The 20,070-nt window shown below is 61.5% G+C and carries 17 protein-coding genes; 10 read left to right on the forward strand and 7 right to left on the reverse strand.

Annotated elements, in window-relative coordinates:
* Positions 1-558: 558 nt before the first annotated feature.
* Both HP556_RS19175 and HP556_RS19180 read right to left on the reverse strand, forming a co-directional pair.
* On the reverse strand, positions 559-1,377 hold the full coding sequence (locus HP556_RS19175) for a DUF2927 domain-containing protein (protein WP_089268029.1): 819 nt from the start codon (positions 1,375-1,377) through the stop codon (positions 559-561).
* Positions 1,378-1,482: 105 nt separating this feature from the next.
* Positions 1,483-2,097 carry a L,D-transpeptidase gene (locus tag HP556_RS19180; protein WP_081422064.1) on the reverse strand — a complete coding sequence of 205 codons (615 nt, stop codon included), beginning with the start codon at positions 2,095-2,097 and terminating at the stop codon, positions 1,483-1,485.
* 239 nt (positions 2,098-2,336) lie between these two features.
* On the opposite strand from HP556_RS19180, the gene HP556_RS19185 reads away from it, so the two are divergent.
* From HP556_RS19185 to HP556_RS19195, 3 genes are all read left to right on the forward strand, one after another.
* On the forward strand, positions 2,337-3,878 hold the full coding sequence (locus HP556_RS19185) for an acetolactate synthase large subunit (RefSeq protein WP_089268028.1): 1,542 nt from the start codon (positions 2,337-2,339) through the stop codon (positions 3,876-3,878).
* A 288-nt stretch (positions 3,879-4,166) separates the two neighbouring features.
* On the forward strand, positions 4,167-4,385 hold the full coding sequence (locus HP556_RS19190) for a hypothetical protein (protein WP_120288809.1): 219 nt from the start codon (positions 4,167-4,169) through the stop codon (positions 4,383-4,385).
* Positions 4,382-4,612 (forward strand): hypothetical protein, encoded by a 231-nt coding sequence (locus HP556_RS19195; RefSeq protein ID WP_089268026.1) that lies wholly within the window; start codon positions 4,382-4,384, stop codon positions 4,610-4,612. Before HP556_RS19190 ends, HP556_RS19195 begins: the two co-directional genes overlap by 4 nt.
* A 15-nt stretch (positions 4,613-4,627) precedes the next feature.
* On the opposite strand, the gene HP556_RS19200 is transcribed toward HP556_RS19195, so the two are convergent.
* Positions 4,628-5,506 (reverse strand): AraC family transcriptional regulator, encoded by an 879-nt coding sequence (locus tag HP556_RS19200; RefSeq protein WP_210269248.1) that lies wholly within the window; start codon positions 5,504-5,506, stop codon positions 4,628-4,630.
* Positions 5,507-5,768: 262 nt separating this feature from the next.
* Here HP556_RS19200 and HP556_RS19205 point away from each other — a divergent pair, with 262 nt between their 5' ends.
* From HP556_RS19205 to HP556_RS19235, 7 genes are all read left to right on the forward strand, one after another.
* Complete coding sequence (locus HP556_RS19205) at positions 5,769-6,680, forward strand: 2-hydroxyacid dehydrogenase (RefSeq protein WP_246297822.1); 912 nt, start codon at positions 5,769-5,771, stop codon at positions 6,678-6,680.
* A 161-nt stretch (positions 6,681-6,841) separates the two neighbouring features.
* The gene (locus HP556_RS19210; protein ID WP_175368158.1) at positions 6,842-8,428 is read left to right on the forward strand and encodes an ABC transporter substrate-binding protein; all 1,587 of its coding nucleotides are present in this window, start codon (positions 6,842-6,844) and stop codon (positions 8,426-8,428) included.
* A gap of 40 nt (positions 8,429-8,468) precedes the next feature.
* On the forward strand, positions 8,469-10,055 hold the full coding sequence (locus tag HP556_RS19215) for an ABC transporter substrate-binding protein (protein ID WP_175368159.1): 1,587 nt from the start codon (positions 8,469-8,471) through the stop codon (positions 10,053-10,055).
* A 99-nt stretch (positions 10,056-10,154) separates the two neighbouring features.
* Positions 10,155-11,741: an ABC transporter substrate-binding protein gene (locus HP556_RS19220; RefSeq protein ID WP_120288813.1), complete on the forward strand. Its 1,587-nt coding sequence runs from the start codon at positions 10,155-10,157 to the stop codon at positions 11,739-11,741.
* The gene (locus HP556_RS19225) at positions 11,738-12,760 is read left to right on the forward strand and encodes an ABC transporter permease (protein ID WP_175368160.1); all 1,023 of its coding nucleotides are present in this window, start codon (positions 11,738-11,740) and stop codon (positions 12,758-12,760) included. The genes HP556_RS19220 and HP556_RS19225 overlap by 4 nt, the downstream gene beginning before the upstream one ends.
* 13 nt (positions 12,761-12,773) lie before the next feature.
* Positions 12,774-13,604, forward strand: a complete 831-nt coding sequence (locus HP556_RS19230; RefSeq protein ID WP_120289223.1) for an ABC transporter permease — start codon at positions 12,774-12,776, stop codon at positions 13,602-13,604.
* A 5-nt stretch (positions 13,605-13,609) separates the two neighbouring features.
* Positions 13,610-15,265 carry a dipeptide ABC transporter ATP-binding protein gene (locus HP556_RS19235; protein WP_175368161.1) on the forward strand — a complete coding sequence of 552 codons (1,656 nt, stop codon included), beginning with the start codon at positions 13,610-13,612 and terminating at the stop codon, positions 15,263-15,265.
* 57 nt (positions 15,266-15,322) lie between these two features.
* Here HP556_RS19235 and HP556_RS19240 read toward each other — a convergent pair whose 3' ends face one another.
* The 4 genes from HP556_RS19240 to HP556_RS19255 all read right to left on the reverse strand — a co-directional run bounded on the left by HP556_RS19240 (position 15,323) and on the right by HP556_RS19255 (position 20,034).
* Complete coding sequence (locus HP556_RS19240) at positions 15,323-16,300, reverse strand: Bug family tripartite tricarboxylate transporter substrate binding protein (protein ID WP_338117595.1); 978 nt, start codon at positions 16,298-16,300, stop codon at positions 15,323-15,325.
* Positions 16,301-16,475: 175 nt separating this feature from the next.
* Positions 16,476-18,158, reverse strand: coding sequence for a nickel ABC transporter ATP-binding protein NikE (gene nikE, locus HP556_RS19245; protein ID WP_175368162.1), 1,683 nt, complete (start codon positions 18,156-18,158; stop codon positions 16,476-16,478).
* The gene (locus HP556_RS19250) at positions 18,158-19,006 is read right to left on the reverse strand and encodes an ABC transporter permease (RefSeq protein ID WP_175368163.1); all 849 of its coding nucleotides are present in this window, start codon (positions 19,004-19,006) and stop codon (positions 18,158-18,160) included. Before HP556_RS19250 ends, nikE begins: the two co-directional genes overlap by 1 nt.
* On the reverse strand, positions 19,003-20,034 hold the full coding sequence (locus HP556_RS19255) for an ABC transporter permease (protein WP_170849808.1): 1,032 nt from the start codon (positions 20,032-20,034) through the stop codon (positions 19,003-19,005). Before HP556_RS19255 ends, HP556_RS19250 begins: the two co-directional genes overlap by 4 nt.
* Positions 20,035-20,070: the final 36 nt, after the last annotated feature.

Genomic DNA, 20,070 nt, shown 5'->3' on the forward strand with positions numbered 1-20,070 from the left:
AAAAAACACCGCATGCGGAACGCCGGGCACTTGCTCGGGGCCTCCGAAAGTCCTGATGCACACTAACCTGCGGAAGACCGCATTCGCATCAGGCCCAAGGGTGCAACGGGCACCCGGCGTTCCGCACGCCCTCTCACAGGGGGCGGGAATGCAAGCAACGACGGCGCCCCCGCGCCGCAAACAATGGGGGCGATGACGCATGTCTGAAGAGCAGTGGCTGTTTGACAGTTGAATCTGAAATAACGTGACGCGCGAACGTCCAAACCAGACGCCGTCATGCCCGGCGCATGCCGGGTATCCACGCCTTGGCGACGTCCACAGCAAGGCGTGGATGGCCGGAACAAGTCCGGCCATGACGTGTGCAGAAGCCTGGGATCATTGCGAAGCTCGCTTCGCGTAGTCGGGCCACGACGACCGAGAGCATCACGCGGGATCGCAGGATGGGTGGAGTGCAGGCGCATCGCGCAGGAGCGAAACCCATCAACCACACAAGCTCAGAAAAGCGATGGTTTCGCGAGGACGCTCTACCCATCCTACGATTGCGGACGACGCTCGCCGCTAATCCTGCAGCTCGTTCACCTTGCTCACCCAGATACGCACGTCAGTGAGCACCTGCGGCAGCACGTCCTTGACCTCCTGCACGGTCATGCCGGCCTTGATGCGGGGATCGTAGAGGATGTTGAGGATGTACTGGTCGTAGACGTCGAAGAAGCCCATCTGGACGTTGTCGTTGAACATCGTCCACGGCACCGTACTGGTATCGTTGATCGGGCCCAGCGACTGCAGCAATTCCTCATAGGCGCAATCGAGAAAGACGAAGTCGCCATTGTCTACGGTGAGGATCACGTCGGAGCGTTCGATCTCGAAGGCCTCGTTCTTGCGGAAGCCGGACAGGCATTGCGGGTCCAGGGAGTCGCGGATCTCGTTGGCCCGGTCGGTGCCATAGAAGGTCGAGATGGTGCGATAGAGATCGCGGTCGCGCACCAGCTTCACCAGCACATTGGCGTCGTCGCGGTTGTCCGCCATGGCGATGTTGAGATGCTGCACCCGGCGCGCGATGTCGGTCACAACCTTGGCGATTTGAGCCTTGCGGTCGGCACGGCCTTCGGCGAAGACCCGCACCGGAAGCTCATATTTGCGAATGCGGTCGACGCGGCCGGCGAGGTGATATTCGGCGCCAAAGGCGGTCTTGAAAAAACCGTCGATGATCTCGCTGTCGGTAAAGGTTTTCTTCTCGGTGCGCTGGCGCGCCGTAACGGCGGGCGGCTCGCTCGCGCCGGCATAAGACGGCTGCGGCACAAAGGCGGTCAAAGACGCTAGCGCCAGCAGCGCGGCAATCGTCCGGACGATGAATCGATCTGGTGTCGGGGCGGGCATTATTACTCAAGTTCTCGCAATGCGCGTATTTGCGCAAGCGTTCAGTGCCGCCCCCGCGGACTATTCGAAGGCTTCCCGCAGGAAGCCTTCGTTCTCAGGTCAAGCTCAGTTCTTGACGATGACCGTCGCGCCGACCGAGACGCGGTTATAGAGATCGGTGACATCGTCATTGGTCATGCGGAAGCATCCCGAGGACACGGCCTGCCCGATGGTCTCCGGCTCGTTCGAGCCGTGGATGCGGTACAGCGTCGAGCCGAGATACATGGCGCGGGCGCCGAGCGGGTTGTCGATGCCGCCGGGCATGTGGCGGGGCAGGTCGGGCCGGCGGGCGAGCATCTGGGCCGGCGGGGTCCAGCTCGGCCATTCCTTCTTGGCGGTGACGCGGTGGACGCCGCCCCAGCGGAAGCCATCGCGGCCGACGCCGATGCCATAGCGCAGCGCCTGGCCGCCCGGCTGCACCAGATAGAGCCGGCGCTCGGCGGTGTTCACGACGATGGTCCCAGGGGCGTAATTGCTGTGGAAGCCGACGGTCTGGCGCTGGATCGGGCCGGAGCTGTTGCCGCCGCCATTGCCGAAATTGGAGAAGAAGTTGGAGAGCGACGGGCCGTCGTCGACCTCGAAGTCCTGCGCCGGCGGCTGGTTGCGAACGCGTGCATCGGCAGGAAACGCAATTGTGGTGAACGCGGCTGCGGCAAAAAAGAGAGCAAAAAGGCGCTTCATCATGGTCCTCGCCAGAAAAAATTGAGGCCCAAGACAGGCCATAAATCGCCCCGATCCGCAACCCACGGCCGTGTGAGGACAGCCCGGATGGAGCGATAATAACCGGCGTTCAGCCCGCCCCGCGGCCCTCACAACGAAGCCTTGCGTTCCGACCCTTTGACGGGCCCTCCGAACAATGGTTCATCAGCCCCCGAGATCAAGAAACCGAGATACGACCCTGAATCAAACGGAGTGAGACGATGAACGGTGCGGAAAGCCTGGTGCGGACATTGGTGGCGGGCAATGTGGATGTCTGCTTTGCCAATCCGGGAACGTCGGAAATGCATTTCGTTGCGGCGCTCGACCGCGTCGAAGGCATGCGCTGCGTGCTCGGCCTGTTCGAAGGCGTCGTCACCGGCGCGGCCGATGGCTACTTCCGCATGAAGGGCACCCCGGCCTCGACGCTGCTGCATCTCGGCCCCGGCCTCGCCAATGGCCTCGCCAACCTGCACAATGCCAAGAAGGCCAATTCGGGCATCGTCAACATCGTCGGCCAGCATGCCGTCTATCACATCGAATACAACGCGCCGCTGACCTCGGACATCGAGGGCCTCGCCCGTCCGATGTCGCAGTGGGTGCACACCTCGCCGGATTCCAAGTCGGTGGCCAAGGACGGCGCCGCAGCAATTGCCGCCGCCAAGGATCGCCAGATCGCGACGCTGATCCTGCCCGCTGACACCGCATGGGGCGCGGCTGACGGTGTGGCGCCGGTGCCGGCCGAGAAGCAGAGCGCCGGCTATTCGGCGCAGGCCGTCGAGACCGCCGCCAGGATCATGAAGGACGGTGGCGCCTCGACGCTGCTGCTGATGACCGGCCAGGGGCTGACCGAGAAGGGCCTGGCGCTGGCCGAGCAGATCGCCGGCAAGACCGGCTGCAAGGTGATGGGCCAGACCTACAATCCGCGCATGGCGCGCGGCCGCGGCCGGTTCTCCATCGACCGCATTCCCTATGTGATCGAAGCCGCACTTCCGCTGCTGAAGGATTTCAAGAACATCGTGTTGGTGGAAGCCAACGATCCCGTGGCCTTCTTCGCTTATCCGAACAAGCCGAGCATGCTGAAGCCGGAAGGCTGCGAAGTGCATCGCATCACCGCCGGCGGCGAGAACTCGATCGCTGCGCTCGAAGCACTGGCCGGCGCGCTCGGCGCCAAGCCGTCGGATGTGAAGCCGCAGAAGCTCGCCGAACTGGTGAAGCCGACCGGCGCGCTGAACCACACCACGATTGCGCAGGCGATTGCCTATGCGATCCCGGAAAACGCCATCATGGTCGATGAGTCGTTGACCACCGGTCGCGGATTCTTCCCGCCGACCGCAGCGGCTGCGCCGCATGACTGGCTGCAGAACATGGGCGGCTCGATCGGCTTCTCGACCCCGGTCGCCACCGGCGCCGCCGTGGCCTGCCCGGACCGCAAGGTGATCTGCATGGTTGGTGACGGCAGCGCGATGTACACGCTGCAGTCGCTGTGGACCCAGGCCCGCGAAGAGCTCGACATCACCACTATCGTGTTCGCCAACCGCAAGTATCAAATCCTGCTCGGTGAATTCGCCGGCGTCGATGCCGGCGAGCCGGGCCAGCGCGCCCTCGATATGCTCAACCTCGACCGTCCGACGCTCGACTGGGTGTCGCTCGCCAAGGGCATGGGCGTCCCCGGCGTTTCGGTGTCCAACGTCGACGACTTCAACAAGGCGCTCGCCAACGCGATCGCTGCGAAAGGTCCGAAGCTGATCGAAGTGGTGATGTAAGCGGCGGGTATCGCCGCAGCTGCCAAATACCCCGCTACCAAGCGGGGTGCCTGCCAAATAGAGAAAGGCTCCGGATCACTCCGGAGCCTTTTCAGTACTGTTCCCTGCTGGCGAAACGATTTCAATTGAAACACGTTCCGATTTTTCGGCGCAATTCCACGCAGCGCTTTCTCCGGCAGGGATTGTGTTCTGCAACCTGGGCGCATCGGGAACAATAGTTGTGAACATCGCGTTGCAAAGGGACAGCTACCGTACAGACAAGTTATTTCAGCGCACTCATAAGATCAGATGGCAAAAAATCGTTGGGACGAGGAACAGATTGAAATTTTGAAAGGGCTTATCGCGCGTAAAGTATCGCTGGCCAGAGCCGCGGTGATCATGAAACGACCGCAGAGTTCCGTACAGATCCAGGCGCGCCGACTGGGAGCACCGTTCCCCGGTGTTCGAGCGACCAAAGCGCGGTTGAAGGCCCAAATCGATGAAGCCGAGAAGAAAGCGTTGCGGTGAAAAGCGCGATTGAGCTTGTGGTTGCCGCCTATGTCGATACGAACCAGCTAAGTGCGTTGCAAGATCTCAAGGTGCATCGCGAAACGCTGGCGGCGTCCGTCCGCAACAGAATGGACTTCAATTTCGGGGTGCTGCTCGGGCAGCTCGACGACGACATCCGCGAGATCGAAGCCGGTATTCGCCGATTGCGTGCTTCGATGGAAGCGCGGCCAGCGGTCGAGTCCTAAGCTGGTGCGCGTCGGTCACGTTGCCAAGTCCTCCGTCTGTTCGCTCCAGCGCAGATAGTCGCGTGGTGAAATTCCCATCGAGCGACGGAACATAGCGCTGAAGGCACTTGGACTATCATAGCCGAGATCGAGCGCCACATTGGTCACCGGCTCGCGCATGGTCAGGCGCGACAATGCTTCCATCAATCGCACCTGCTGGCGCCATTCGGCGAAGCTCATGCCGGTCTCGCGGCGAAACAGCCGCGTCAGCGTCCGTCGGCCGAGGCCGCCGATCTGCGACCAGGATTCCAGATCCTGATTGTTGCCGGGCTCGCGCAGGATCGCTTCACAGATACGCGCGAGGCGGCGGTCCTGCGGCATCGGCGCGCGCAGCGGCACGGCCGGCATGCGGCCGATTTCAGCGAGCATCAAATTCATGATCTGGCCTTCGCGGCCGTCCATATCGTATTCGGTCGGGAAGGTGACGGCCTCGTTGAGCAGCGCGCGTACCAGCGACGACACTTCCATCAGCTGGCACGAGGTCGGCAGGCCGACCGTCGCGTCGGGTTCGACGTAAAGCGTACGGAGCTGCACGGTGCCCCAGCAGCGGCTTTGATGGACGACGCCGGGCGGGATCCACAGCGCATGCTGCGGCGATACGGTCCAGCTGCCGGTCTCGGTGATCACGGTCATGACCCCGGTCAGGCCGTGGAGAAATTGCGCGCGGCGGTGGCTGTGCCGGACTCCGACGCCGCCCGAGGAGAATTCGGCAGCCATCGCAACCACCGGGCGTTGTGCGGCCTGGAGTGCATCGGCGCGGCGGCCGCTGGCCTCGAAGCCGGAAAAACTCACCATGGCCGGCGGCGCGACGCGCTGGCGCGGCGTGTTGCACGAAATTGAAGAGATATGGCCCATACGCGACAAATCCTGACCCTGTGAAGACGGAGATGATGCGCCGACATCGTACCCTAGGATAGAGGTTTTGGGCGCATCGTTCCGGACGTTGCCATTCTCAAAGCAGGCTTCATGCCACTAGCGCGTTTTCCAGCGAAGTGGGTACCGGTTCGCATTAAGAAAACGCGTAAAACGACAATCCTGAGCCCCGTTCCGATTCAATCGGAACGGAAAAGGCTCGGGCAGAAACAAACGCAGGAATTCGATGACCCGCATTACTCTCATGACAACCCTGTCCAACACCATGGGCTTTCTGGAGGACCATCTGAAGCGGGTGGTTCCCGGCGCGCTCGTGACCACTTGGCCGGAAGAGGGGGCGCTCGATGGGGAGGTTGTGGTCTGCTGGAAACCACCCGCGGGCGTGATGGCGACTATGCCGAATTTGCGGCTGATCCATTCCATCGCCGCCGGTGTGGACAATGTGTTGTCCGACACGGCACTGCCGGACCTGCCGCTCTGCCGGATCGTGGATCCGCTGCTGGGTAGAGCGATGGCCGAATATGTGCTGTGGGGCACGCTGTATTTTCATCGCGAATTTGATCGCGTCTCCACCAATGCCCGCAATGGGCACTGGCATCGCTACGATCAGGTCGCGGCCGCTGACAAGCGCGTCGGCATCCTCGGTCTCGGCACCCTCGGAATCCAGGCTGCCACGCTGCTGAAATCGGTTGGCTACGAGGTCTCCGGCTGGTCGCGCTCCGCAAAACAGGTCGAGGGTGTGGACGTCTTCGCCGGCGACGCCGCGCTCGACGATTTCCTGGTGCAGACCGACATCCTGGTCTGTCTGCTGCCGCTAACGCAGAGCACGGTGGGAATTCTGAATGCTGACCGTTTCGCCCGCCTGCCGAAAGGGGCGGCGCTTATCCTCTGCAGCCGTGGCGAGCACCTGAACGTTCCAGACCTCGTTGCCTCATTGCGATCGGGCCATCTGCGCGGCGCAATTCTAGATGTGTTCGACAAAGAGCCGCTGCAGCCCGACAATCCGCTGTGGACGGAGCCGGGTATTCTGGTGACGCCGCATATGGCCGGATTGGCCAAACCGCGCGTCATTGCCGACCAGATTGCCGAGAATATCCGCCGTCTCAAGACTGGAGAGATTCTACTCAACCGCGTCGATCCGGCACGGGGATACTGAAATCCCGCTCATTCACGGAGCAGGCTCGGTTCTCAGACAACGCGGGCCCGATCGCGACAATGATCGGCCCGGCGACAGCGGCGGCTTGAATTTTGCAAGCTCATCCTTGCGCGTCAGTGCAACCCTGACGTTCAACCCTCTGTGTCTATCGGGAGAGCTGAATGAATCGACGTGAGTTCGCGAAATTGCTGGGTCTGAGCGCTACGGCGCTGTCGGGCGTCCCGCTCGGCATCGCCCGCGCCACGGGGCAGACCAGAGGCGGTACGCTCAATACGATCATTCAACCTGAACCGCCGATCCTGGTCACGGCGATCAATCAGCAACAGCCGACCCTCACCGTCGGCGGCAAACTCTATGAGAGCCTGCTGCGTTACGATTTCGATCTCAAGCCGATTCCCGGCCTCGCCAAATCCTGGGAGGTTTCGCCGGACGGGCTGACCTATACGTTCAAGCTGTTCCCGAACATCACGTTTCACGACGGCAAGCCGCTGACCTCGGAAGACGTGATCTTCACCATGACCAAGGTGCTGATGGAAACCCATGCGCGCGGTCGCGTGACATTTGCGCGCATCGCAAAGGCGGAGGCGCCCGATCCGCTGACGGTGATCTTCACGCTGAAGTCGCCCTTCGCACCGTTCCTGACGTCGCTGGATTGCACCACGGCGCCGATCCTGCCGAAGCACATCTATGAGGGGACCGACTATCGCAAGAATCCCGCCAATGCGCAGGCAATCGGCTGTGGTCCGTTCAAGCTCAAGGAATGGGTCAAGGGATCGCACATCCATTTTGTCCGGCACGAAGGATACCATCGGCCCGGCGAGCCCTATCTCGACGAAATCATCTACCGTGCGATCCCCGATGGTGCGTCGCGTACCGTGGCGGTCGAGCAGGGCAAGGTGCAGCTGACGCAGTGGGGCGATATCGAATTCTTCGAGGTGCCGCGGCTGTCGAAACTGCCGAATTACGAGGTGTCCACCAAGGGCTACGAGTTCTTTGCGCCGCATCAATGGATCGAACTCAATAATCGCATCAAGCCGATGGACGACAAGCGTTTTCGTCAGGCCGTGATGCATGCGATCGACCGCAAGGCGATGCTGCAGCGAATCTATTTCGGGCTTGGCAAGCTGGCGACCGGCCCGATCTCGTCGAAGACACGGTTCTACGACAAGAACGTCAAAACTTACGACTACTCCGTCGACAAGGCGAAAGCGCTGCTCGACGAGATGGGCCTGAAGCCGGGTCCGGACGGCAAGCGCGTCACGCTGCGCTATCTGATCTCGCCGGTCAGCGAGGCCAATACGCGGGCCGCCGAATTCCTGCGCCAGTCACTCGGGCGCGTTGGCATCGATCTGCAATTGCAGACCACCGATATCGCCGGCTGGGCGCAAAAGTTCGCCGATTGGGATTACGATATGACTGCCAACCTGGTTTACCAGTTCGGCGATCCCGCGCTCGGTGTGGCACGCACCTACATCTCGTCGAATATCAAGAAGGGCATCCTGTTTTCGAACACCGCCGGCTATTCCAATCCGGAAGTTGATCGCCTGTTCGAAGAAGCAGCCGTGGCGACATCCGATGACAAGCGGCAGGAGCTCTATAGTCAGGTCCAGAGAATTCTCGTTGAGGACGTTCCAGTGGTCTGGACGTTCGAGCAGGACTATCCGAACTTCATCGACAAGCGGCTGAAGAACGTGTTGTCGACGGCGATCGGGGTGCACGAGACATTCGGGGCGGTGAGTTTCGGATGACGTTGAACGTTTCAAATATCTTTGCTACAAAGGAATTAAGATGAATAGACGTGAATTCGCGAAACTATTGGGTTTGAGTGCGACTGCGCTTTCGGGAATTCCTCTCGGCGTCACCCGCGCCGTCGGTCAGACCAAGGGCGGTACTCTCAACACGATCATCCAGCCCGAGCCGCCAATCCTGGTGACCGCGCTCAACCAGCAGCAGCCGACGTTGACGCTGGGCGGCAAGATCTATGAGAGCCTGCTCCGCTACGGCGCCGATCTCAAGCCGCTGCCCGGTCTCGCTGAGTCCTGGACCGTTTCACCCGATGGCCTCGTCTATACGTTCAAGCTGTTTCCAGGCATCACCTTCCATGACGGCAAGCCGTTGACGTCGGAAGACGTGGTGTTCTCGGTGACCAAGGTCCTCGTCGAAACCCATGCGCGTGCACGCGGCACCTTCCTGCGCATCGAAAAGGCTGAAGCGCCCGATCCACTCACGGTCGTGTTCACGCTGAAGGCGCCGTTCGCGCCGTTCCTCAATTCGTTCGATTGCACGACAGCGCCGATCGTGCCGAAGCATATCTATGACGGCACCGATTTCCGCAAGAACCCTGCCAATGCGCAGGCGATCGGCTCGGGCCCGTTCAAGCTCAAGGAATGGGTCAAGGGCTCGCATGTCCATCTCGTCAAACACGAGGGCTATTACCGCAAGGGCGAGCCGCATCTCGACGAGATCATCTATCGCGTGATTCCGGACGGCGCATCGCGCGCCGTCGCGCTCGAACAGGGCAAAGTCCAATTGACGCAGTGGACTGACGTCGAACTGTTCGACGTCGCGCGTCTATCGAAGCTGCCCAATGTCGAAATGACCACCAAGGGCTACGAGTTCTTCGCGCCGCATTTCTGGCTGGAGTTCAATCTTCGCGTCAAGCCGATGGACGACAAGCGTTTTCGTCAGGCGGTCATGTTCGCGGTCGATCGCAAGGCGCTGCTGCAACGCGTGTTCTTCAATCTCGGGAAGGTGGCGACCGGACCAGTTTCGTCGAAGACCCGGTTCTACGAAAAAGATGTCAAGCAGTACGACTACTCGCTGGACAAGGCGAAAGCCCTGCTCGACGAGATGGGCCTGAAGCCCGGTGCTGACGGCAAGCGTGTCAGCATCAAATTCCTGGTTCCGCCCTATGGCGAAATCTGGCAGCGCTCGGCCGAATTCTTCAAGCAATCGCTCGGTCGTGTCGGCATCGATCTGCAACTGGAAAATCTCGATCTCGCCGGCTGGGCCGAGCGCACCAGCAACTGGAATTACGAGATCACCTGCAATCTGCTTTACCAGTTCGGCGATCCGGCGCTGGGCGTGTCGCGCAGTTACATCACGGCGAATATCCGTAAGGGTATTCTGTTCTCAAATATCGCGGGCTATTCCAATCCGGAAGTAGACCGGCTATTCGAGGAAGCCGCCGTGGCGACCTCTGACGCAAAACGTCAGGAACTCTACACGGCCGTGCAGAAAATTGTCGTAGAAGAAGTCCCGATCGCATGGATGGTCGAGCAAGACTTCCCCAACTTCATCGACAAGCGGTTGAAGAACGTCATCACCACCGGCATCGGTGTGCACGAGACTTTTGGAGCCGTGACGCTCGGTTGAAGATAGGGTCACTCAAAGTCACTTGATGACTCGGCTGCAGCCAGATGTGCAAGCGTCTGGCTGCAGCCACTGTTAGATGCACTGTTAAAGGACTAGGTTATGAATAGACGTGAATTCGCAAAGCTGATGGGCGTGAGTGCGGTTGCGCTCTCGGGTATCCCCCTCGGCATCACTCGTGCCGCTGGTCAGACCAAGGGCGGCACGCTGAACACGATCATTCAGCCAGAGCCTCCGATTCTCGTCACTGCACTTAACCAGCAGCAGCCAACGCTGACCCTGGGTGGCAAGATCTATGAGAGCCTGCTGCGTTACAGCCCTGACCTCAAGCCGCTTCCCGGTCTCGCACAGTCGTGGGAAGTGTCGCCGGACGGCCTGACCTATACGTTCAAGCTGTTTCCGGGCATCACCTTCCACGACGGCAAGCCGCTGACGGCGGACGATGTCATCTTCTCGATGACCAAGCTGCTGCCGGAGACCCATGCACGTGCGCGCGGGATTTACTCGCGTATCGAAAAGGCAGACGCGCCGGATCCGCTCACCGTGGTGTTCAAGCTGAAGTCGACCTTTGCCCCGTTCCTGACCGCGCTCGACTGCACGACGGGTCCGATCGTGCCGAAGCATATCTATGACGGCACGGAATATCGCAAGAATCCGGCCAATGCGCAGGCGATCGGTTCGGGCCCGTTCAAACTCAAGGAATGGGTGAAGGGCTCGCACGTTCATCTCGTCAAACACGAAGGCTATTACCGCAAGGATCAGCCGTATCTCGACGAAATCATCTACCGCATCATTCCCGACTCGGCGTCACGCGCCGTTGCGCTGGAGCAGGGCAAGATCCAGCTGACGCAGTGGAACGACATCGAAATGTTCGATGTGGCGCGGCTGTCGAAGCTGCCGAATTTCGAGATGACCACCAAGGGCTACGAATATTTCGCACCGCATCAGTGGCTCGAGCTCAACAACCGCATCAAGCCGATGGACGACAAACGTTTCCGTCAGGCTATTGCCTATGCGCTCGATCTGAAATCGATGGCACAGCGCGTTTACTTTGGTCTGCCCAAGGTTGCGACCGGTCCGGTGTCGTCGGCGACCAGGTTCTACGAGAAGGACGTCAAGCGTTACGATTACTCGTTGGACAAGGCGAAGGCGCTGCTCGACGAGATGGGGCTTAAGCCGGGTGCCGGCGGCAAACGCGTTACCATCAAGTATCTCACCCCGCCTTATGGTGAAATCTATCAGCGCGCGGCCGAGTTCATTCGCCAGTCGCTCGGCCGCGTCGGCATCGACGTGCAGATCGAGAACACCGATGTCGGTGGCTGGGCGGAGAAGTTCAGCAACTGGGACTACGAGATGACCGGCAATCTGGTCTATCAGTTCGGCGATCCCGCGCTCGGCGTGTCGCGCACCTACATCTCGTCGAATATCAAGAAGGGCATCCTGTTCTCGAATACGGCAGGCTATTCCAATCCGGAAGTCGACCGTCTGTTCGAAGAGGCTGCAACATCGACCTCCGAGGCCAAGCGTCAGGAACTGTACAGTCAGGTGCAGAAGATCCTGGTCGAGGACGTGCCGGTGGTCTGGATGTTCGAGCAGGCTTATCCGACGTTCATCGACAAGCGCCTCAAGAACGTGACTACAACAGCGATCGGCGTGCATGAATCGTTCAGCGACGTGAGCTTCGGATGACGGCGGTGTCGGTCGATGCAAAAGGCGATCGCGTGTTCGCGATCGCTCTCGCGCTCGCGGGATGGGTTATCAAATTCATCGCGGTCGTTCTGGTCATTGCGACCTTCAACTTCATTCTGGTGCACGCCGCACCCGGCGATCCCGCGCAGGTCATCGCCGGCCAGAGCGGCGCCTCCGACGAAAAGCTTCTGGCGCAGCTGCGCGCTGAATACGGCCTCGACAAGCCCTATCCGATTCAGCTCGCCACCTATCTGAAGCGCGTCGTGACGCTCGACCTTGGTTATTCCTATCGCCAGCAGCGGACCGTGGCGTCGCTCATTCTCGAGCGCTTGCCAGCGACGCTGCTGCTGACGGCGACGGCTTTCAGCCTCGCGCTTCTGTCAGGCATCATTCTTGGCACGCTGGCCGGTGTCCGCGCCGGCAAGTGGTCCGACACGGTGCTGACCGTCGTGTCGTTGCTGCTTTATGCAACGCCGGTGTTCTGGCTTGGCCTGATGCTGGTGTTGCTGTTTTCGGTGCAACTCGATTGGCTGCCGGCGTTTGGCTATGTCACCATCGGTGTGCCGATGACCGCACTGCAGCGCATGGTCGATATCGGCTGGCATTTGATCCTGCCCGCCGTGTCGCTCGCAGCGGTGTATCTCGCGATCTACACGCGTCTGATGCGCTCTTCGGTGCTGGACGTTACCCATCAGGACTTTATCAAGACCGCCAAGGCCAAGGGCCTGAAGCAGGGCCGTATCATCATTCGACATATCCTGCGCAATGCGATGCTGCCGATCGTGACTGTCGCCGGCATGCAGGCCGGTGCGCTGGTTGGCGGTGCGGTGGTGATCGAGACTGTGTTTGCGTGGCCGGGTCTCGGACGTCTGATTTATGACGCTCTATTGCAGCGCGACTATCCGGTGCTGCTGGGCGTGTTCCTGGTGATGTCGGTGATCGTGATCGCGCTCAACCTTCTTACCGATGCGATCTACCGGGTGATCGATCCGCGCGTGTCCGTGCGTGCGGCATCGTGAACGGGATTATATGATGTCTACGCTCAAATCGTTTCTCCGCCATCCCACCGGGATGATTGGTCTAATCGTCCTCCTCGCGGTGGTCCTCCTCGCGGTGACGGCTCCGTGGCTGTTCCCCGACGACCCCTGGGATATGGTCGGCGCGCCGTTCCAGCCGCCGTTCAGCGAAGGGCTCTGGCTCGGCTCCGACATGCTTGGCCGTGACGTGGCTGCCGGCATCGCGCATGGCGCCCGCATCTCGCTGATCATCGGCGTCATCTCGACGCTAACCTCCCTGGTCATCGGTGTCACCATCGGCGCAACCGCCGGCTATTTCGGCGGCAAGGTTGATGAGGTGATGATGCGTATCACCGAGCTGTTCCAGACCATTCCGGGCTTCATTCTCGCAATCCTGCTGGTCGCGACCATCGGGCCGAAAATCTCCAATATCATCTTCGCGATCGGCATCGTCAGCTGGCCGCCACTGGCACGCCTGACGCGCGCCGAGTTCATGCGGCTGCGTGGGCGTGAATTCGTCCAGGCTGCGGTGTGTCAGGGCCAGCGTCCGCTGACCGTAGTGCTGCGTCGCATTCTGCCGAACGCGATCTCGCCGATCATCGTCACCGGATCGCTGGCGGTCGCCAGCGCCATCCTGATCGAGAGCGCGCTGAGCTTCATGGGTCTTGGCGATCCCAATCTGATGTCATGGGGCTTCATGATCGGCGCCGCGCGCACCGTGATCCGTCAGGCATGGTGGATGAGCGTATTTCCCGGTCTCGCCATCCTGCTCACCGTGCTCGCCATCAATCTCGTGGGTGAAGGTCTCAACGACACGCTGAACCCCCGTATCTCACGCAAGCGATAGCATTCATGATAGACAAAACACTGCTTGCCATCGAGAACGTCTCTATCAGCCTGCCGCCGGGTGCTGATCGTCCTTTCGCCATCGAAGACGTATCGCTCACCGTCAATCGCAACGAAATCGTATGTCTGGTCGGTGAGTCCGGCTCCGGCAAGTCGATGACTGCGCATGCGATCCTGCGACTGCTGCCCGACCGAACGGGCGTTGCGCAAGGCAGCATCAGCTTCAACGGCAATGACATCGCCAAGGCGGACGAGCCGACAATGCGCAAGCTGCGCGGCGGCGCCATTTCGATGATCTTCCAGGAGCCGCTCAGCGCGCTCAATCCGCTGGCCCGTGTCGGCCAGCAGATTGCGGAATCGATCATCACACACACCAAGCCGACGCCGTCCAAAGAGGCGGTGGATGCGCGTGTGCAGGAGTTGATCCGGGACGTTGGCCTGCCGGATCCGGTGGCGCTCGCGCGCAGCTTTCCGTTCCAGCTCTCGGGCGGCCAGCGTCAGCGCATCATGATCGCGATGGCGATGGCGAATAATCCGGCGCTGCTTCTTGCAGACGAGCCGACCACCGCGCTCGACGTGACCACGCAGAAGCAGATTCTGGCGCTGGTGAAGAAGCTCCAGTCGGAGCGCGGTATGGGCGTGCTGCTGATCACCCACGATTTTGGCGTCGTTGCCGATGTCGCTGATCGCGTCGTGGTCATGCGCAACGGCCGTGTCGTTGAGCAGGGCACCGTCGACGAGGTCCTGCGTAATCCGAAGGACGATTACACCAAGAGCCTGATCGCCGCCGTCCCCGGCGCGCGCTCGCTGACCAAAGCCGATCGCAAGATCACCGGTGAGCCGTTGCTCGATGCGGTCGGGCTGAACAAGACCTTCATCACCAAGCAGGGCATGTTCCTGCCGCCGCGCCGGACCGATGCGGTGCAGAACATCTCGCTCGGCCTGAAGGCGCGCGAGACGGTGGCCATCGTCGGCGAGTCCGGGTCAGGCAAGTCCACGCTGGGGCGGTTGATCATGCGGCTGATCGAGCCTGACACGGGCTCAGTTCATTTCGATGGCAAGGATCTGCTGTCACAGCGTGGCGAACGATTGCGCCAGATGCGCCGCAAGATTCAGATCGTGTTCCAGGATCCCTTCGCGGCGCTCGATCCGCGCCAGAAGGTCGGCGACGCGATTGCCGGCGGCCCGATTGCCTATGGCACGCCCTCCAAGGAAGCCATGGCCGATGCCAAGCGCCTTCTGGCCCGCGTCGGCCTGCAGGAGAGTGCGGCCAATCGCTATCCGCACGAATTCTCCGGCGGTCAGCGCCAGCGTATCTGTATCGCCCGTGCACTGGCCCTGAAGCCTTCGGTGCTGGTCGCGGACGAAGCCGTCTCGGCGCTCGACGTGTCGGTGCAGGCGCAGGTGCTGCAGCTTCTCGCAGAACTGCGCGAGGAGATGAACCTCGCCATGATCTTCATCACCCATGACTTGCGTGTCGCCGCTGAAATTGCCGACCGCATCGTGGTGATGCGGCGCGGCGAGATCGTCGAGCAGGGCGAGACGCAGAAGATCTTCCAGAATCCCACCGACGCCTATACCCGCGCGCTGCTGGATGCGATTCCCGGCCGTGCGATGTTTGCCGGTCCAGGTGCCAGGCAGGCAGAAGTCGCTTCCGCATAAAAAAGCCCACCAGACGCAGGTTACCGCGTCCGGTGGGCTTTCGTGTGTTCGCTCGGATCAATCCAGCTTGACGTTGGCCTCGGTCACGACCTTGCGCCAGCGCGCCACCTCGGCCGACACCATCTTGCCGAAGTCGGCGCCGGCCACATCAGGCACGTCGGAGCCATTGCGCTCCCACGCTTCCTTGATCGCCGGCACCTGCAATGCAGTTTTCAATTCCTTCGCCATGCGCTCGACCACGTCGGGCGGTGTGCCCTTGGGGGCGAACAGCCCGTACCAGGTGGCGACTTCATAATTCGGCAAACCGGCTTCCGCCGCGGTCGGCAGATCGGGGAAGGCTGCCACGCGCTTCGGAGCGGCAATCGCTAGCGCGCGGAGTTGCCCCGCGCGGATTGGCGCGGCGGACGAGCCGAGACCGTCGAACACGACGGGCACGTGACCGGCGATCAGGTCCTGCATTGCCGGTCCGGCGCCGCGATAGGGCACGTGCTGGATCTTCGTCTGGGTCAGGATCTTGAACAGCTCGCCGGCTAGGTGATGCGTCGTGCCGGCGCCGGCCGATCCATAAGAGAGCTTGTCCGGGTTGGCCTTCGCATAGGCGATGAATTCACCCAGTGTCTTGGCGGCGACCTTGTCTGGATTGACCACGATAACCTGTGGCGGCCGTGCGATCAGCGCCACCGGGATGAAGTCTTTCTCGATGTCATAATCGAGGGTGGGATAGAGCGACGGGGCGATCGCGTGATGCGCGGCACCCATGAAGAAGGTATAGCCGTCAGGCGCCGCCTTGGCAGCCGCCGAAGCGCCGACCGTGCCCCCGGCACCGGCGCGGTTTTCGATGATGACGCGCTTGCCAAGCTGGGTATCGAGCTGCGCCGCCAGTGGCCGCGCAAAGGCATCGGTGCCGCCGCCGGCAGCGAAGGGAACGATGAAGGTGACTTGTTTCTGCGGCCACTGGGCGTGCGCGCCGGTCGTGATCGCAGAACAGCTCGCCATGACGGCAAGCAAGGCAACGTGAACGGCTTTGATCCGCACGGAATCCTCCCGATTTTATTGCGTCATTGGGGACGCTTAGTCTTATGTTCTGCGAGATAAGGCGCGGATGCAAGGTATCCGGCACCGGTATAACTCACACTATAGTCGGTATGGTTACGCCAATGGAACCGGACAAGGCTGTCCGTTGAGGCGTTTAGCCGCTAGCCACCCGCGGCTAGGCGCCGGCGGCCATTTTTTCTGCGGCGATCATCTCGATATGCGGAACTGCATCGACGAGCTCGCGGGTGTAGTCGGTCTTCGGGCTGTCGAACAACTGGTGACTCTCGCCTTCTTCGACGATGGCGCCGTTGCGCAGCACGATGGTCCGCTGGCACATCATGCGCACGACGTTGAGATCGTGGCTGACGAACAGGAAGGCGAGATTGTCTTCGCGGCGCAAACGATCGAGGAGCTGCAACACCACGGCCTGAACGGAAACGTCGAGCGCGGCCGTCGGCTCGTCCAGCACCAGAAGCTTCGGCCGGCAGGCAATCGCGCGCGCGATGCCGATACGGGCCTTCTGGCCACCCGAGAGCTGGTGCGGAAACCGTTCCAGCAGATTGGCGGGGAGGCCGACGCGATGAGCACATTCGCCGACGCGCCGGCGCAGCGCCGCCCCATTGCGCATGCCGAGCAGGCGGATCAGCGGATGCGCGATACAGTCGAAGGCGTTGAAGCGCGGATTGAGGCTGTCGTTCGGATCCTGGAAGACAATCTGGATCTCGCGGCGCTGCGGCGCCTGGTGGAATTCGCGCGCGGGAATATGGCTGATTGACTGCCCATTGAAATTGATGACGCCTTCGGTCTGATCGAGCAAACGGCAGATCATGCGCGAGGTCGTACTCTTGCCGGAGCCGGATTCGCCGACAAGTCCAACGCTTTCGCCAGGCGCAATCGCCATCGAGAAATTCTCGACGCCAACAGTGCCGTCGTCGAAACGTTTGACGAGATCGAGAACTTCCAGCAGCGGCGGCGTGCCATGCGCCGGCTTTGGCGGCGGAGCGAGGGGGACGGCCGGTACCAGCAGCTTCTCGTCGTCGGTCACGAGATCCTCGACCCGCGAGGTTGCGGTTGGCGACGCTGCGACGAGCCGCTTGGTGTAGGGATGCTGCGGCGACCGGAACAGCGTCAGGGCGTCGGCCTCCTCGACCAGTCTGCCCTGTTCCATCACCACGACGCGGCGGCAATAGCGGGCGGCGAGGCCGAGATCGTGGGTGATGAGGATCGTCGCCATACCCCGCTCGGCGGCGATGCTGGCGAGGAGATCCATCACTACCTTTTGCGTGGTGACATCGAGGCCGGTGGTCGGCTCGTCGGCGATCAGCAGCGCCGGATTGCTGGAGATCGCCATGGCGATCATGACGCGTTGGCACATGCCGCCAGAGAGCTCGTGCGGATACGCGTTCATCCGCTTCTCTGGATCGCGGATTTTCACCGCCCGCAGCAGTTCGAGGGACTCTGCGCGGGCCTCGGAGGCGGAGATCTTGCGATGCGCGAGAATGGCATCGGCGATCTGCTGGCCGATGGCGCGGATCGGGTTCAGCGCGCCGCGCGGATTCTGGAAGATCATGGCCATCGCCGAGCCGTGCATCTCGCGCAGGCTGGCGCTCGTCATCTTGGTAATGTCGCGATCACGGAAACTGATGCGGCCGCCGGAAATTTTACCCGATGCATCCAGCAGGCGCGTCATCGCAAAACCCGTGACGGATTTTCCGGAGCCGCTCTCACCGACGATCCCCAGCGTTTCTCCCTCGGCAAGCGACAACGAAATTCCGCGCACGGCCTCAACCGGGCCGCGGCGCGTTGAAAAGGTGACCTGAAGATTCTCGATATCGAGCAGCGGTTTTGGTGTCGTCATCACGTTCGCTGTCTCGGATCAAGAATATCACGCAGCCCGTCGCCGAGCAGATTGAAGCAAAGCACGGCGAGCATCAGCGCCAGGCCGGGAAACGCGACCAGCCACCATTTGCCGGTGGAGATGAAACGCGCGCCTTCCGCGACCATGATGCCCCATTCCGGCGTCGGTGGTTTCACGCCAAGGCCAATGAACGAGAGACCGGCGGCATTGATGATGGCCCAGCCGAGATTGAGCGACATCTGCACCACCATTGCCGGCAGCACGTTCGGCAGCAAAAAGCGCAGTACGACGGAGATATGGCTGTCGCCGCAGGCGCGCGCGGCCTCGACCCAGCCGAGGTTGCGGCGGACGTTCACTTCGGCACGTGCAAAGCGAATGTAGAACGGCAGGTTGATGATGGCGGTGGCGATGACAATGTTCTCGACGCGATTGCCGAGGGCAGCGACCATGGCCATGGCCAGTACGAACAGCGGGAAGGCCATCAGCACGTCGACGAAGCGACCTACGGCGCGATCGAGCTTGCCGCCCGAATAGCCGCAGAGGGCACCGATGACGGCGCCCAGCGCGAAGGAGATGCCGACCGCAGAGACGGCGATGGCGAGGTCGAGCTGTGCGGCGACGATGATGCGGCTGAACACATCACGGCCGAGCTGGTCGGTGCCGGCCCAATGCGCGGCACTCGGCGGCATCAGGGCGTTTTGAACGTTCGATGCGATGGGATCATAGGGTACGATCCACGGACCGAAGATGCCGACAAAGATCAGCAGCGCGGCGCCGATGGCGGCGATGCCGGTGATGGGGTTGCCACGCAGGATGAAGGCGGCGTGTTGAAGTGTTGCGCTGCTCATCCGATGGAAATCCTGGGATCGGCAATGCCATAGAGCACATCGACGACGAGATTGACGATAACGAAGACCGACGCCATTAACAGCACGAAGCCCTGCACCGGTGCATAGTCCGACGACAGCAGCGCATCGAGCGCGTAGGAGGCGACGCCGGGCCAGGAAAACACTTTCTCCACCAGCACATTGGCGCCGAGCATGGTCGAGAACACGATGCCGGCAATGGTGATGACAGGCAGGATCGCATTACGCAGCGCATAGGTGACGATGATGCGCCACCATGACAGGCCGACAGAACGCGCGGTGCGAACGAAGTCGCTGCCGAGCGAGGCCAGCATCGAGGCGCGGGTGATACGCGCCAACGGGGCGATCACAAACAGCGCCATGGTGCAGGCCGGCAGGATCAATTGCTTGAACGCGGCCCACCAGCCATCGAAGTCGCCGGCGAGCGCAAAGTCGATCAACAGGAAGCCGGTATGTGCTGGCGGCAGGGTCGTGAAGATATCGACGCGCCCGGTCGGATCGGGCGACACGCCGAACAGATAATAGAATATATAGATCAGCAGCAGGCCCGACACGAAGGTCGGGACACAGACCCCGAGCGCGCAGAAGAGCCTCACGCCATGATCGACCAGCGATCCTGGTTTCAGCGCTGCAAGGACACCCAGCGGGATTGCGAGAACAAGTGCGATCAGAAGTGCCGAGAAGGTGAGTTCGAGGGAGGCCGGCAGGCGCTCACGCAAGTCCTTTGTGACGTTCTGGCCTGTCATCAGCGAACGGCCAAGATTGCCGCGGCCGACGTCATACAGATAAAGGAACAGTTGCTGTGGCACGGGCTTGTCGAGACCCATCTGTTTGCGGATGGTCTCGATCTCTTCCTTGCCGGAGTTGGGTCCCGAGGCAAAGAACACGGCGGGATCACCCGGCAATACGCGCATCAACAGGAAGGTGAAGATCAGCACGCCGAACAACGCAGGCAAGGAGGATGCGAAGCGTCGCGCTGCACGGATGGCCGTTGCGCCGAGAGTCGTCATGATCGGTTACTCGTAGTCATGGGCAGCTCGCTGAAG

Origin of the sequence: Tardiphaga robiniae (assembly GCF_013359755.1) — a bacterium.
Taxonomy (GTDB): domain Bacteria; phylum Pseudomonadota; class Alphaproteobacteria; order Rhizobiales; family Xanthobacteraceae; genus Tardiphaga; species Tardiphaga robiniae.

Coding starts and splice junctions, on each gene's coding strand:
- nikE (WP_175368162.1), bottom strand. CDS start 18,158: ATGACGACACCAAAACCGCTGCTCGATATCGAGAATCTTCAGGTCACC.
- HP556_RS19215 (WP_175368159.1), top strand. CDS start 8,469: ATGAATAGACGTGAATTCGCGAAACTATTGGGTTTGAGTGCGACTGCG.
- HP556_RS19220 (WP_120288813.1), top strand. CDS start 10,155: ATGAATAGACGTGAATTCGCAAAGCTGATGGGCGTGAGTGCGGTTGCG.
- HP556_RS19250 (WP_175368163.1), bottom strand. CDS start 19,006: ATGAGCAGCGCAACACTTCAACACGCCGCCTTCATCCTGCGTGGCAAC.
- HP556_RS19190 (WP_120288809.1), top strand. CDS start 4,167: ATGGCAAAAAATCGTTGGGACGAGGAACAGATTGAAATTTTGAAAGGG.
- HP556_RS19210 (WP_175368158.1), top strand. CDS start 6,842: ATGAATCGACGTGAGTTCGCGAAATTGCTGGGTCTGAGCGCTACGGCG.
- HP556_RS19180 (WP_081422064.1), bottom strand. CDS start 2,097: ATGAAGCGCCTTTTTGCTCTCTTTTTTGCCGCAGCCGCGTTCACCACA.
- HP556_RS19175 (WP_089268029.1), bottom strand. CDS start 1,377: ATGCCCGCCCCGACACCAGATCGATTCATCGTCCGGACGATTGCCGCG.
- HP556_RS19255 (WP_170849808.1), bottom strand. CDS start 20,034: ATGACGACTCTCGGCGCAACGGCCATCCGTGCAGCGCGACGCTTCGCA.
- HP556_RS19235 (WP_175368161.1), top strand. CDS start 13,610: ATGATAGACAAAACACTGCTTGCCATCGAGAACGTCTCTATCAGCCTG.
- HP556_RS19185 (WP_089268028.1), top strand. CDS start 2,337: ATGAACGGTGCGGAAAGCCTGGTGCGGACATTGGTGGCGGGCAATGTG.
- HP556_RS19225 (WP_175368160.1), top strand. CDS start 11,738: ATGACGGCGGTGTCGGTCGATGCAAAAGGCGATCGCGTGTTCGCGATC.
- HP556_RS19200 (WP_210269248.1), bottom strand. CDS start 5,506: ATGGGCCATATCTCTTCAATTTCGTGCAACACGCCGCGCCAGCGCGTC.
- HP556_RS19205 (WP_246297822.1), top strand. CDS start 5,769: ATGACAACCCTGTCCAACACCATGGGCTTTCTGGAGGACCATCTGAAG.
- HP556_RS19230 (WP_120289223.1), top strand. CDS start 12,774: ATGTCTACGCTCAAATCGTTTCTCCGCCATCCCACCGGGATGATTGGT.